Below are 12,303 nucleotides of genomic sequence, written 5' to 3'. Positions count from 1 at the left end.
AAATGAACTAATCTTTGAAGTTCAAGATTACTAGATAGTAATCAAGAGCACATCGATTAGTTCATTTTTTTGGATAGATTACTGGGGATGCGTTTCATCTTGTAAGGTGCCATCCTTTTTGTAAACTTTAACGGCTGAATCTTTGTTTTTAACAATTTCACGAGCTCGTTTGATGGCAGCTTCTTTGGTGGAAAAACTTTCACTAGGTTGTTTGCCACCCTCAGCTTTAACTTGCCATTGCTTATCTTCGTAGTAGACAGTTTCCTTGGCATCTAAAAGACGAGAATGGCTTTTATCGCCATCATGGTTATCGTGTTTTGTCGGGCTAGGTGTGTTCTTAAATGCTGTTTTTTCTTTGGGACTTGCATCGGCATACCAGCGTTCGGCCTGTTTCATGGCAATGGGAATGACGCGATCATCGGGATAACCGTCAGCAAGCAAAGCGTTAGCGATATCAATGGCCTTTTTCCGTTCAAGCTCTTTCATATTCTTCATTGAAGCGGGGTAATCTTGTGCGTCCCAGGACATAAAAAATCCTCCTTAAAATAACGATTAGTGGTTGTCTATAGTTAATAGTATATAGATGTGAAGGATTAGGAGAAAAACATTTGCTTAAAAAGATCAGTGCTTAATTTTATATAATTGAACTTCAATCGCCCTACTAGATTTAAAAGGCGAGGAGGCTTATTAGCGGAGACAGAAGGTATTTTACAAGTCTTATAAGTACAGACAAAAGAATTGAGTTTTTCTGAGTGGATGGTGCTAATATGATTTTTGAAGAGAGGGCCTTCTTTTTGTAAGAAACAAAAGTAAGCAACTAAATTTGAATTTAAAAGATATGGGGATTTTTAAATGAAAAAGGTTAAATTTTTTATTAAAGGATCGAAAAACGAACAGGACTGGCTAAATAATTTTAGTGAAAAAGGGTGGAAATTATCCCATGCTGGTAAACTAATGTATTCTTTTGAATTCGATAAAACTCCATCATATATTCTAACTAATTATTCAAAAGAATTAGTTGCGGAAAAGACATCCAAAAATTCGAGAGTTGAATTAATTCAAAACTTAAAAATAAAAAAGCCAAGTTTTTTTGTACAATATTACAGTACAACAGACGAGCACTTAGTTCTACCTAAAGGGGAAAGTGATCTAATTGTTAGCGGAAAAATCGCTAATATCTATAAAGATAGAGCTACTTTATCACAAATAATATGGGTTTTTGCCGGATTTTTATTATTCTTAGGTAGGATAATTTATATATCAGTTAACCATTTGGCACCAATGCAGGGGTTGGGAATGCTAAGTAATTTTGTGAATAGCAATTTATTTTGGATGTTACTTATTTCTTGGTTATTGATTTTGCTGGTCATTCTAGGGGCTTCAAGCAAATTTAGAAAAATAGATGCGAATTACAGAATGCAAACCAAGGACTACCAGGGAACTTATTTACCTAATAAGTATGTTGAAATTAATACTGATAGAAAACCATTTGATATCCAACTTTTTGCTGATGTTGGTATTTGGCAATTGGTGACTGATGATGGCAATGGAAATTTTTATTATCGACTACAGACGTTGTATACCGATGAAGAAATCGAGAAAAAAATAAGAGAAAAAGCTACCAATGTTAAAAACATAAAGATTACTAAATGGTTGGGATCATTTTATTTACCAATTGGATAGCCAAAATGTTTCTATTTTTAATTGGAGGAATTAGTATGAAGAAGAAAGTCGCAATTTGGAGCGAAATGGATAATTTAATTAAGGATTCAGGGACGCCTGAAAGGGAACGTGAATTATTTTTAAGAGCGAGAAAGGAACTTGACCAAGGTAAAAATGAGCAGGCGGTTGCAGCTCAGCTTAAATCTGGGTTGTCTTTCTTGTCTTTTAAAGAAAAGTTATCTCCAAAAACGGTCTCTTTTTTCACTGAGATTTCCCGTCTTTACTTAGGATACGGGAGAAGAGATATGATTAATTTCTGATTTTTTGAGTAACAGAAATTTATTTTAAAGAGATTACTGGTTTTAATTGAGTAACTGAATTGGGGGGGAGAAGTGATGACGACTTCACTAAATAAAAGAATTATTGCTGAATTAGTTAGTTTCAGAAAAGCGTTAATTATTCAAGAATCGTCTGATAGTACCAAACGAGCAGTCGAATTAACTGAAAATGAAATTAAAGCGCTAGACAATCCAAAATTGAATGATAGGAATATTTCGATTTCGGCGGAACAATATATGCAACGTATCAATTTCTTGATTGGATTTCAGGGGCTCAACCTAGAAGAGGCTGCTAAATGTCACTGGAATGCATTTAAACTGTTGGTACCACAGAGAAGATCATATATTAATGAAATGTCTTTTCATTAACTAAGTAGCCATACAAAGCATCAGGATGTGCATGTTATTGCGTTAAAAGAACACGGGGGAGAAAAATGAAATTGTTTACTGATATTAATATTTTTAAGCAAAGTCCAGTTTATTACATTCCCGCTCAGAATCAAGAAAAGCCAATGCAAAGTACCTTCGTTATTGGATCAAAAGAGTTTCCTGATCAAGGCAATAAAATTGGGAGAGTAATTTTAGATCGTCTTTTAGTTCCGAAATTCAATCAAAATGTGATCGTTAAGATTGATAAAGCTATTGAAATAATTTCTAAAGATGAGAAAGTCCAGTTGGCATTTACCGATATAAAAGAAGTTGAAGTAGGACTGATGAAAAAGTATAATGCTGATTTTCAGGGACCACAACCGACATTTAATTCCACGGTTATTTTTACTACAAACCAAATGGATTATTATTTTTTAGTAAAAACTAGTGAATTATCGATACAAATTGCGAATGGTATTTTGGGGCATGTGAAAATTGCCGATCCATTAAATTTGAAACAGTTCTCTAGTTTGAAAAATAATTCAAGAATTGATGAGGCAATAGACAGAGCTGAATTCGAAAATGTTGTTCAAGGAACAACCTATGAACAACTGACACAGTAGAAATTTTGGTTGGACAAACTGGAAAAGAAGAGAAGAACAATGAGTGAAATAAGTAATGCTTTTTCTACACCTGCTTGGGGATCAGTTCCCGAAAATATTTTATTGTTGAATAACCGCGTTATGGATGTGAAAACGGTAAAGGTAAATGAAAACACATTTCCTAATCAGGGGATGTTTGCGCATCTGTTTAAAAAAGGTGTTCTAGTTTCAATAGAAGCCAATGGGATTCAACTTAAGCAGGATGGTAACTTGAAAATTGATTTGAAGAGTAAAGATTTGAAAAGGCTGGTTATTTTCCTGGATAAAAGTTATGCCCAGAATCAATTACCAACGAACGGCCCCAGGTACAGAACAGTTATCAATATACAAACAAAGGCTGATAATTATTATTGGAGAGTCTTTGGTGTTCACGCCGGAAAATATTTAGTTGACCATCCGAATGTTGTAGCCGGTGTGCATATCGAAGATCCAATGAATATCAAACAATTCCAAGGTAATGATGACAATGAATTAATGAAACAGGTGAGCAAATTAGGGTATAAGTCATTGGTTAAGGAAACAGAATTTGAATTTTTAGATAAGGATACACCGTTTCATAAATAAAGAACTAGGAAGATACAAGCAGATCAAAAAATTAATGTGATATTTAGGAGGATGAACATAATGAATTTTGAAAAATTAGTAGGGGTTGTTTTCTTGCTATTGGCCATTTGGCAGTTTTATGCGTTTGTTAAAGGGTTTAAAACCTTACGTACTAAATCGAACAAAGGGACAACTGCCTTTTCAATAGCTGGAACTTGGTACGGATTGATCTTTGCAGTAATATTTCTTGGATTTGGAATTGCCTTGGTATTGGGTGGCTTGTAAAAAACAAGAAAATCAATTAACACAGTTGTGGTTTTCGCGAATTCAATTACAATGACTTCGAATAGTTGGGTATTTTGAATCTAGATTTAGAAAAATAACTGAGAATCTGAATTTGATTCTTGGTCATTTTTTACGGGTGTTTTGGTTATGCCATGACTAATATAGACCTTATAACTCCTAAGAAGTATAAGAAACAGTATTGGAATGCAATTTACATGGAGATAATAAAAATGGATTCAGGAAATTTACTAGGGCTTGGTTTTGTTCTGCTAGGAATGTGGCAATTCGTTGCATTTTTTAAAACTTTTAACGCATATCGTAAGCACGCAATTAAAGGAACTAGTGGTTTTGCACCTTATGCATTTTGGAGTGGGTTAGTTTATGCACTTATATTTTTAGGTATGGGAATTTCTCTGATTTTTAATAGATTAGCTGAATTTCTTAGTGGTATGTGAGTTAACTGTTTTAAATGGCTTAATAGTACCCAAGAGATTCTGATTTCTTTAAAGCATCACGACCAAAAATGACAATTAATAGACTAAGGTCCATTAATAAAATGAGCGTAAATCTACCCATCATAAAATCACCTACAGAGCTAATATCGTTATTTGCTAGGCTATATATATAGCTATCATTAAAAAAATTTAAGATAACATGAACGAAAAAAATAAGGATAAAGCTCAAAATAACTTTAATAGAATATTGGTGTTTTCGCATTTTTTTCCAGTTATCATAGTAAGACATAAAAATTGTGATATTTATGGCAAGAAGCGCGGGAATTAATAAAAAGTGAATACCAGCAATTCTAAAGAATTCAACGTAGCTTAATAACCACAAAATGAAGTTCAGAATGTAAGCTCGTTTCGCAACTTTATGAATTTGAAGGCTTTTTTCGTTTTGTTCCTTGTAATAACTTAATACCCGATTATCCCGTAGTAGAAGATCTAGCGAAACACCGTATAAATCACTTAACTTCACGAAACTATTTACATCAGGATAACTGCGACCATTTTCCCAGCCCGAGATTGTTTTACGCGAAACATGTAAAGTTTCCGCCACTTGGGCTTGTGTTAAAGATTTATTCATTCGACACTGTTTGAGCTTTTCTGATATTTCCATATTAAAATCTCCCCTAAAACTAGTTTACTACATAATGGTAATTTTTCATGCTCTAAATTGGTAAAGTGTACAGCACAAGCGGTGTCTTAATTTATAAGCCCTCTATGTCTTCATTACTCAGCTTGAAAGATTGCTTTTTTTGATTAAAGTTAGAGTTGTTCCAAAGAATTTGAAGTGTTTCTAAGAAGTGAAGATGAGTTTTGCGTGAAAGGCTAGTAGTGGGGGAGAAGCTTTTTAAAGTAATTTCGGATTAAAAAATTATTGTGATGGCGCATGAATAATGCTCGTCACTAAATTCTTGGGGGAGTTTATGAAAAAATTGAAGTTAAAAATTACTTTTGCCATTTTTATATACGCTGTAGTCATACTTGGAACTTTTACAGATATAGCGAATCCGATGCCGTCAATTGCTATGTATATATTGGCGCTTGTAGCTAGTGTCATACTGGTATTGAAGGAATCTAATCGAGTTTACAAATATTCACTTTATCCAGCGTTGGTATATGCGATTACGCAGACATTTGGGATTTTATATGAACCACAAAGTATGAGTATGGTGGCGGATAAGCTTTATTCTTTGGTTCTTTTATTCTTGTACGCTTTATTTTGTGGATTTCATAAAAAGAAGTAATGGCTTTTTTGATGTAATAACGGAAAGCCATTTTGGGGAGATTAATATGGATAGGCAACAAAAAGTACAGGGTGATTTAAATATATTTCGGACCAGATTAGGAATGTTAGAAAATACCTATGAAAAGCAAAGAGCGTTAGAAATCACTAGCGATTTTCTCGAAGCAATTTCTAAACACGAGGTAAGTGATTTTGTCCTCAGTGCTAAAGGCAGGACATTTATTAAAGAAATTACTGTTTTAAGAGGATTTACCACGCATAAAATTAAGTTAGATACCCAATCTATTGCTTTGTTTGAAGAAATTCGTGATTTAATTCCAGCATCCCAGAACGAAGTGAATACTATATTTATGCCATGGTGATGAGTTAAAGATAGAGAGCAATCAGGTTACAATGTGTTAACACAACTACACCATGTCAAATCTCGGTTTAAGAACGTAGAGATTTTTCAAAAAATAAAAAGTTATTTTAAGCAAAAACCGCGATTATTATAGTTTATAAAATTACTAGAGTGGGATGGTGAAGTTCATATGGAATTTAGGAATGAAGCTATTTTTGCAATGAAAGATCTAAGTGTGGAATTAAATAAATATCATTATGGATCTGAGACCGCCAAATATGTTAGGGAAACTTTGGCAGAATTACAAAAGAATGAAGGTGTGGCCTTTACTGGTACTTTGCAAGTCTTTTTTAATCGTGCCCCTGTTGTCAAACTATCTGAATCTGTTGAATTTAATGAATCAGAAGAAAAATTATGGAGAAATGTATTTTCTTTCAATAACTTAGGAAATAATCTTTGGGGGGCTAGATTGTAGTTCTTTAATGCAAACTCGTTTAAATTAACTGCTAAGTTCAGTCTATGGAAAGAAGTGTTTAGTTTGCAGGTACTAAGTTATTCAACGGCTATTTCTGTTTTTAATAAAGCTAAAAGAAATTAAGAGTCTATCAAATTAAAAAAATTTGATGGCTCTTATTTTTGGTAAAAAATTATATTGATCCTGAAATATTGATGGTTTTGGTAACCATGTGTGGATTAATTTAATCTTGGCTTTTTAAAATATCGGTACAGAAAATAGTGATGACTAAGCTAAAACTTATAATAAAAATTAGAATGAATCGGCCAAGCATCATTCCAGTTATAAAATTAATGTCATTATTGCGTATTTGATAAATAAAATCTTGATTAATAAAACTTAATAAAACGTTTATTTCAAAAAAGAGTATAAAGATAATAGTAGCTCTAATAAAACGTTTTTTTTCTTTTAACCTGTGCCAGTTTTCATAATGAGAAGAAAAAGTGATTATATTAATTAGAAGCAGCAAAGGTATAAGCAAAGAATGAATGCCAGCAATTCTAAAAAGTTCTATATAGCTAGCGCCTAGTAAAACAATATTAAAGATGTAGGAATATTTAGCAATTTTACGAATTTTAATATTTTTTCTGTTTTGTTGTTTGTAATAATTTAATACTTTATTATCACGCAGCAGTGAATCCAATGAAACTTTGTATAGATCACTCAGCTGCACAAAGCTGTTTACATCGGGATAGCTACGCCCATTTTCCCAGCCAGAAATTGTCTTTCTAGATACATGCAGAATTTCAGCAACTTGAGACTGTGTTAAGGATTCGTTCATACGACAGTTTTTTAGCTTTTCGGATATTTTCATTTTTAAATTTTAAATTTTCTTTCTATTTGATTTTCTAATTAGTCGAACGGAATTTGATTTATTAAGTAATGGAGATCATTCCAATAAAGTTAATTATGATGTGTGCAACGATTGGGTAAATAATGTTTTTGTCAGTTTTTTCATACAGAATACCCAGTAATAGCAGGGGCGCATATACGATCATTCCTGTTATTATTGTTTTTATAGTGATATTACCGTTAATAATGTGAGAACCAATGAATAATAGAGTTGATGCCAAAAGTGCATATAAGTTGCCACGTTTTATGTTTAACTTATTAAAAATAATTGGAAAGAAGATTTTTTGAAAGAAGTACTGAAATATTATTTCCTCTAAAATTGGTGAAATCAGGATAATTGTAACGGCCAATAAAACTAGTAACGAGATATGTGAAGCAGCAGCTGAAACACTATTTTCGGTTGAATGTTGAGCGGCGGGAACAGAAATATGTAATACCGAGATGACGATGTTATATAAAATAGCTGAAACGATGCATAGCAAAGTTGCCAACCAATTTTTAATACTTTTAAGATTTATAAAACAAGTTTTTAAATAGTTTCTGATAAAAAATATAAACACGGCGATTTCAATCCAAAATCTTAAAATTGAAAAAAGGGTCAATAATAAGGCTATTGTTTTGTTAGCTGGTGAAGTTTGGGGCATCATCAGACCGATGCCGTCATTAATAAATAAATCGAGTGCAGGAAATAATAATAGCCCTACAAATAACTGTTTTTGTGACTTCCATGAATTGAACATAATATTCTTCCCCCCCCAAAAAATTAATCAATAAATCAAGTTTACCACTGATTTATATGAACAGTTGGCGTCCATAAATCTGCACGACGATTTCTAACTTAAAAAATAAACAAAAAAATTGTCTAGGTGAAATCAAATTAAGCACTTATAATATAATTAATCAGATAAAGGAGGGTGTGAAGCATGTTTGCATACACGATAAATAAAGATTTAAAACTTGTATTACCAAATCCAGAACGAGATGCAAAACAATTATTTGAACTGGTCGACAACAGTCGGAAATCAATGCAGGTTTGGTTACCTTGGGTGGCAAACTTGAAAACAGTTGATGATGAAATAAAGTTTTTAAAGCATGTTAATGTTAATTTTGGAACCGGTGAGTCGTTAAATGTGGCAATTTATCAAAAGCAACAGCCAGTTGGGATGATCAGTTTTAATCACATTAAAAGAAATAACATGAGCACCGACATTGGCTATTGGCTAGCTGAAAGTGCTCGCGGACAAGGAATAATGCATCAAGCTGTTCTAGCAATGGTCAAAATCGGGTTTGAGGATTATGGGTTAAATCGTCTTGAAATTGAAGCGGCTGTTGGCAATCATGAAAGTAACCATGTTGCGCAAAAAGCAGGCTTTAAACTAGAAGGAACTTTGCGTGAAGACATACTACTTTTAGATGGCCGGTATCATGACCATAATTTGTATTCTTTATTGCGAAAAGAGTGGCAAGACAAGTAGTTCTGAACTTCAATTGTTTGAACTGTAGCAAATCATGAACTTAAATTAAGCTCGGAAAAACATCACTAGTTTCTTTTTTGAAATTGATTTTTTTGCTAAAACTGAAGTTCAGAAAAACAACTTTTTAAAAAGATGATTTAAAAAAAACTTTAAAGACAATGCGCAACTTGATGTAAACTGTTTTAGATGCTGATAAATTGGGATTTATAGGTGATATGTAAACCAGACGTTGCCCCCTGTAAACCAGTAAATAACATCATGTAAAGCCTAAGTTGCTACCTACTCAATGAAATGAAGTTAAATATGCAAAGCTAATAATAGCTTTGTCAGTTTATTTTCTTGAAACAATTTTCATACATAAGGTTGTGCTAAAGAGACAAAGAAAAATAATTGTAGTTCAGGTACGGATTCACAAATATGTTGATACCAGTAACCTAATGGGAGCTAACGCATTAGGTTATTTTATTATGCAAAAATATCCATTTCTCATGAAAACGCTTTACAGGGGCCTTTTCTTGCTGCTATAAAAATTCGGTGTTACGGTTTATTTGGATGATATTTTAATTTAGTGTTAGGGAGATTCTATATTGCTAACCCGACTAAATTACTATAGGTCTTTTTTTGTTTTCTAAGGAGTGATTTTTTTGCATCAGAGAACGCGAAATTTGCGACATACAACAAGTGTCATTACGATTGGTGGACTGCTTTTTGGTTATGATACAGGAGTTATAAATGGGGCTCTCCCATTTATGTCCAGCGCATCTCAATTGAATTTGAATGCGGCAAATCAAGGGCTAGTCTCAAGTGTTTTAATATTAGGGGCCGCTTTAGGGTCAATGTTTACCGGTAAGGTTTCCGGAATTTATGGTAGACATCGCGTAGTGCAATGGATTGCAAGTTTATTTATTGCAGCTAATGTCCTATATTCCTTGTCTCCTAATAAGTATATTTTTATTGTGTTCCGATTTATTTTAGGAATTGCGGTTGGTGCTGCATCCGAAGTAATTCCGGTATATTTATCGGAAATCTCGCCAATTAATGCTCGCGGGATGGTTGTAACACGCAATGATTTTAAGATTGTGTTGGGACAATTTTTCGCCTACGTTGTGAACGCGATTATTGGTGGATTGTTTCCAAATGTGATGTGGATTTGGCGAGTGATGCTAGTGATGGCAAGTTTACCAGCTCTAATTTTACTTTTGGAAAATCGATCTATTCCAGAAAGCCCGATCTGGTTATGGAAGAATGGGTATTTGAAAAAAGCTAAGGCCGTGATGTCACGTTACTTGCGGCCAAGTGAGGCCAAAGAAGAAGCTCATGAACTTCAAGCTGATCCGGAAGTGGAAGCGCAAAGTTTTCAATCCGTAGTTTTTTCCAGCAATATAAAACTTGTCTTGGTTGGCGTTGGGCTTGCCATTGTTCAACAAATCACTGGAATTAACGCGATTATGTATTATGGGACGTTAATGTTAGAGAGAACTGGATTAACGCGGAGCTCCTCATTATATGGGAACATTATTATTGGGCTAGTCTCAGTAATAAGTGTTAGTGTCAGTGTTCGAATCGTTGGGCGTTTTTTACGGAAAAAGCTTTTACTGATTGGTTTGTTAGGCAGTACAACCATTTTAACTTGTTTGAGTATTGTAACTCATTTACTCAGCGGTCCGCGTTTGACCGTGGCGGTGCTGAGCTTTATTACCTTATTCCTTATCTGTCAACAAGGTTTGATTAGCCCACTAACTTGGTTAATTTTATCAGAGCTATTTCCAGTTGACATTCGCGATGTTGGGATGAGCATTTCAACCTTCTTTGTATGGATGGCTGATTTTGCAGTTAGCTTAGTTTATCCCAGCTTGATGAGTGCATTAGGATTATCATCGGTATTCAGGATCTTTGCCGGATGCGGTGTATTATGTATTCTATTTGTCTATCTATTTGTTCCAGAAACGAAAAATAATTTGTTGACCTCCACTCAGCAGGGCCATCAAGCTGTAAAAAGTGCTTAAGTGCTGAAATAATTCGGAGGTGAATGCGATGAAACCAGTAAAAACGGCGACCGTGGATGTTCCCCAGGGTGATATTCATGATTACGATTCAATTTTAAAATATTTTAATGATGAACCAGTTAAACAATCAAAAAAGGATCATTATCATTCGATTACGTTTGTGACGACCGGAATTATTGCTTATGATGGGGGCCAGACCACCATGCTTCATTTAGGAACCTTGCTAAGTAAACAAGGTTACCATGTTTACTATTTGAGTTATGTCCCTCAAACGGTTGATGAGATGGAACAAAACGCTGAATTTAATTATGAAGGTTATGAAGGAACATGTGTAGACATGTCGCAACTTGATAAACATAATTCAGATATTTGGTTGGCTACATTATGGGAATCGGCGTATGTTATTAAAAATAAGCCGGGATATAAGATGTATTTTGTTCAAGATTATGAACCTTATTTTTATCCTTTTGGTGATCGTTATCAATTAGCCAAGAAAACATACGAGCTTGGTCTTCACATGGTTTCTTTGGGCCCTTGGTGTGCGAAAATGATTAAGGAAAATTGTAAAGTTAATAGTCCGATTGATGAAATTAATTTTCCTGTTAATTTGGAACAGTATCCTTATCAGGCTCATGACCTCAGTAAGTATCCAGATAAAAAAGTAATTGATGTTGCGGTGTATACGAAATGGAGCAGTCCAAGACGAGCACCGATCAATATTCAAATGACATTAAATAATTGTCAAAATATTTTGGCAAAGCAAGGATTGAAGTTAAATCTTCATTACTTTGGAACGGACAAGAAAGCACAGTTCATTAATGGTGAGAATTTAGGTAAGTTAACTAAACCAGAGATGATTAGTTTGTATAATCGTTGTGATTTTGGAATTGCTCCATCAATGGCCAACTTTTCGTTAGTGCCATTTGAAATGATGAGTTGCGGTCTTCCTTTGATCGATTTCAAGGAAGGCACTGGAAGCTATTTCCTACCAGAGGGCGCATATTTGAAGACTGGATTTAATGAAAAAGATCTAGCCAAAACCTTCTTACAGGCAAAACAAAATCCTTTGGAATTGGAACATATGGTGCAAAAAGGCGTGGATCATTTGCAGTCCATCACTTGGAAGCAAACACTCACTGACTTCGAAGCCATTATTGAAAAGATTTCGGCGGCTGTAGCATAGATAAGTAACAAAAAAGATTGGCGTCATGATCACTTGGATCACGATGCCAATCTTTTTACTTATTTATCTAAAGGTTGAAAGTACAAAATCACATCCAATTACTTGGTACAAAAACATTCATGGTAACAAAATTAGATTAAAATACCGTCTTCCGGCGAATCTGGGCCGGAACGTAGTGCGACTTCTTGCGGCTATCCTTGCCACAAGAATCGACAGCGTATGGAGCATTAAGGGCTTTCGGTACGAAAACCCTTAATGCGTAATAGTGGGCACGACTTAGAGCTGAAATTCACTTCTCTAAGCTCGGCCTTTATCTAAACGATAA

At 34.2% G+C, this 12,303-nt stretch carries 17 protein-coding genes; 13 read left to right on the top strand and 4 right to left on the bottom strand.

What is annotated here, in order from left to right; translation table 11 throughout:
• Window positions 1-78 precede the first annotated feature (78 nt).
• Window positions 79-528 (bottom strand): DUF2188 domain-containing protein, encoded by a 450-nt coding sequence (locus IV84_RS01950; RefSeq protein ID WP_046871357.1) that lies wholly within the window; start codon window positions 526-528, stop codon window positions 79-81.
• Window positions 529-852: 324 nt separating this feature from the next.
• Between IV84_RS01950 and IV84_RS01945 the strand changes: the two genes are divergently transcribed.
• The 7 genes from IV84_RS01945 (at window position 853) to IV84_RS01915 (ending at window position 4,314) form a co-directional block, all read left to right on the top strand.
• Window positions 853-1,683 (top strand): DUF2812 domain-containing protein, encoded by an 831-nt coding sequence (locus IV84_RS01945; protein WP_046871358.1) that lies wholly within the window; start codon window positions 853-855, stop codon window positions 1,681-1,683.
• Window positions 1,684-1,718: 35 nt separating this feature from the next.
• A complete protein-coding gene (locus tag IV84_RS01940) occupies window positions 1,719-1,982 on the top strand; it encodes a bacteriocin immunity family protein (RefSeq protein WP_046871359.1) in 264 nt (87 codons plus the stop codon).
• A gap of 75 nt (window positions 1,983-2,057) precedes the next feature.
• The gene (locus IV84_RS01935) at window positions 2,058-2,369 is read left to right on the top strand and encodes a hypothetical protein (protein ID WP_046871360.1); all 312 of its coding nucleotides are present in this window, start codon (window positions 2,058-2,060) and stop codon (window positions 2,367-2,369) included.
• Window positions 2,370-2,440: 71 nt separating this feature from the next.
• A complete protein-coding gene (locus IV84_RS01930; RefSeq protein ID WP_144010446.1) occupies window positions 2,441-2,992 on the top strand; it encodes a hypothetical protein in 552 nt (183 codons plus the stop codon).
• A 39-nt stretch (window positions 2,993-3,031) separates the two neighbouring features.
• Window positions 3,032-3,595: a hypothetical protein gene (locus tag IV84_RS01925; RefSeq protein ID WP_046871362.1), complete on the top strand. Its 564-nt coding sequence runs from the start codon at window positions 3,032-3,034 to the stop codon at window positions 3,593-3,595.
• Window positions 3,596-3,655: 60 nt separating this feature from the next.
• Window positions 3,656-3,859, top strand: coding sequence for a hypothetical protein (locus IV84_RS01920; RefSeq protein WP_046871363.1), 204 nt, complete (start codon window positions 3,656-3,658; stop codon window positions 3,857-3,859).
• Between the two features lie 230 nt (window positions 3,860-4,089).
• Entirely contained in the window at window positions 4,090-4,314 is a 225-nt protein-coding gene (locus tag IV84_RS01915) for a hypothetical protein (RefSeq protein WP_046871368.1), read from the top strand.
• Between the two features lie 19 nt (window positions 4,315-4,333).
• Here IV84_RS01915 and IV84_RS01910 read toward each other — a convergent pair whose 3' ends face one another.
• Window positions 4,334-4,978 carry a helix-turn-helix domain-containing protein gene (locus IV84_RS01910; protein WP_052694492.1) on the bottom strand — a complete coding sequence of 215 codons (645 nt, stop codon included), beginning with the start codon at window positions 4,976-4,978 and terminating at the stop codon, window positions 4,334-4,336.
• Between the two features lie 310 nt (window positions 4,979-5,288).
• On the opposite strand from IV84_RS01910, the gene IV84_RS01905 reads away from it, so the two are divergent.
• From IV84_RS01905 to IV84_RS01895, 3 genes are all read left to right on the top strand, one after another.
• A complete protein-coding gene (locus tag IV84_RS01905; protein WP_046871364.1) occupies window positions 5,289-5,609 on the top strand; it encodes a hypothetical protein in 321 nt (106 codons plus the stop codon).
• 46 nt (window positions 5,610-5,655) lie between these two features.
• On the top strand, window positions 5,656-5,970 hold the full coding sequence (locus IV84_RS01900) for a hypothetical protein (RefSeq protein WP_046871365.1): 315 nt from the start codon (window positions 5,656-5,658) through the stop codon (window positions 5,968-5,970).
• 168 nt (window positions 5,971-6,138) lie between these two features.
• Window positions 6,139-6,423, top strand: coding sequence for a hypothetical protein (locus IV84_RS01895; protein ID WP_046871366.1), 285 nt, complete (start codon window positions 6,139-6,141; stop codon window positions 6,421-6,423).
• A gap of 223 nt (window positions 6,424-6,646) precedes the next feature.
• On the opposite strand, the gene IV84_RS01890 is transcribed toward IV84_RS01895, so the two are convergent.
• Both IV84_RS01890 and IV84_RS01885 read right to left on the bottom strand, forming a co-directional pair.
• The gene (locus IV84_RS01890; protein ID WP_056986033.1) at window positions 6,647-7,276 is read right to left on the bottom strand and encodes a helix-turn-helix domain-containing protein; all 630 of its coding nucleotides are present in this window, start codon (window positions 7,274-7,276) and stop codon (window positions 6,647-6,649) included.
• A 61-nt stretch (window positions 7,277-7,337) separates the two neighbouring features.
• Window positions 7,338-8,054 carry a CPBP family intramembrane glutamic endopeptidase gene (locus IV84_RS01885; protein ID WP_046872319.1) on the bottom strand — a complete coding sequence of 239 codons (717 nt, stop codon included), beginning with the start codon at window positions 8,052-8,054 and terminating at the stop codon, window positions 7,338-7,340.
• 183 nt (window positions 8,055-8,237) lie between these two features.
• Here IV84_RS01885 and IV84_RS01880 point away from each other — a divergent pair, with 183 nt between their 5' ends.
• The 3 genes from IV84_RS01880 (at window position 8,238) to IV84_RS01870 (ending at window position 11,978) form a co-directional block, all read left to right on the top strand.
• Window positions 8,238-8,789: a GNAT family N-acetyltransferase gene (locus tag IV84_RS01880; RefSeq protein WP_046872320.1), complete on the top strand. Its 552-nt coding sequence runs from the start codon at window positions 8,238-8,240 to the stop codon at window positions 8,787-8,789.
• A gap of 644 nt (window positions 8,790-9,433) precedes the next feature.
• The gene (locus tag IV84_RS01875; RefSeq protein ID WP_056986032.1) at window positions 9,434-10,795 is read left to right on the top strand and encodes a sugar porter family MFS transporter; all 1,362 of its coding nucleotides are present in this window, start codon (window positions 9,434-9,436) and stop codon (window positions 10,793-10,795) included.
• Between the two features lie 28 nt (window positions 10,796-10,823).
• Complete coding sequence (locus IV84_RS01870) at window positions 10,824-11,978, top strand: glycosyltransferase family protein (RefSeq protein WP_056986031.1); 1,155 nt, start codon at window positions 10,824-10,826, stop codon at window positions 11,976-11,978.
• The last annotated feature ends 325 nt before the right edge of the window (window positions 11,979-12,303 follow it).

This window comes from Pediococcus damnosus, assembly GCF_001437255.1.
In the GTDB taxonomy this organism is placed as follows: Bacteria; Bacillota; Bacilli; order Lactobacillales; family Lactobacillaceae; genus Pediococcus; species Pediococcus damnosus.
The sequence above is the reverse complement of the archived record's forward strand: the minus strand, read 5'-3'. Positions and strand labels throughout refer to the sequence as shown.

What these genes read in the sequence shown, in the direction of transcription:
- IV84_RS01920 (WP_046871363.1), top strand. Translation starts at nt 3,656, where the DNA reads ATGAATTTTGAAAAATTAGTAGGGGTTGTTTTCTTGCTATTGGCCATT.
- IV84_RS01915 (WP_046871368.1), top strand. Translation starts at nt 4,090, where the DNA reads ATGGATTCAGGAAATTTACTAGGGCTTGGTTTTGTTCTGCTAGGAATG.
- IV84_RS01940 (WP_046871359.1), top strand. Translation starts at nt 1,719, where the DNA reads ATGAAGAAGAAAGTCGCAATTTGGAGCGAAATGGATAATTTAATTAAG.
- IV84_RS01900 (WP_046871365.1), top strand. Translation starts at nt 5,656, where the DNA reads ATGGATAGGCAACAAAAAGTACAGGGTGATTTAAATATATTTCGGACC.
- IV84_RS01885 (WP_046872319.1), bottom strand. Translation starts at nt 8,054, where the DNA reads ATGTTCAATTCATGGAAGTCACAAAAACAGTTATTTGTAGGGCTATTA.
- IV84_RS01950 (WP_046871357.1), bottom strand. Translation starts at nt 528, where the DNA reads ATGTCCTGGGACGCACAAGATTACCCCGCTTCAATGAAGAATATGAAA.
- IV84_RS01905 (WP_046871364.1), top strand. Translation starts at nt 5,289, where the DNA reads ATGAAAAAATTGAAGTTAAAAATTACTTTTGCCATTTTTATATACGCT.
- IV84_RS01935 (WP_046871360.1), top strand. Translation starts at nt 2,058, where the DNA reads ATGACGACTTCACTAAATAAAAGAATTATTGCTGAATTAGTTAGTTTC.
- IV84_RS01880 (WP_046872320.1), top strand. Translation starts at nt 8,238, where the DNA reads ATGTTTGCATACACGATAAATAAAGATTTAAAACTTGTATTACCAAAT.
- IV84_RS01945 (WP_046871358.1), top strand. Translation starts at nt 853, where the DNA reads ATGAAAAAGGTTAAATTTTTTATTAAAGGATCGAAAAACGAACAGGAC.
- IV84_RS01870 (WP_056986031.1), top strand. Translation starts at nt 10,824, where the DNA reads ATGAAACCAGTAAAAACGGCGACCGTGGATGTTCCCCAGGGTGATATT.
- IV84_RS01895 (WP_046871366.1), top strand. Translation starts at nt 6,139, where the DNA reads ATGGAATTTAGGAATGAAGCTATTTTTGCAATGAAAGATCTAAGTGTG.
- IV84_RS01890 (WP_056986033.1), bottom strand. Translation starts at nt 7,276, where the DNA reads ATGAAAATATCCGAAAAGCTAAAAAACTGTCGTATGAACGAATCCTTA.
- IV84_RS01925 (WP_046871362.1), top strand. Translation starts at nt 3,032, where the DNA reads ATGAGTGAAATAAGTAATGCTTTTTCTACACCTGCTTGGGGATCAGTT.
- IV84_RS01910 (WP_052694492.1), bottom strand. Translation starts at nt 4,978, where the DNA reads ATGGAAATATCAGAAAAGCTCAAACAGTGTCGAATGAATAAATCTTTA.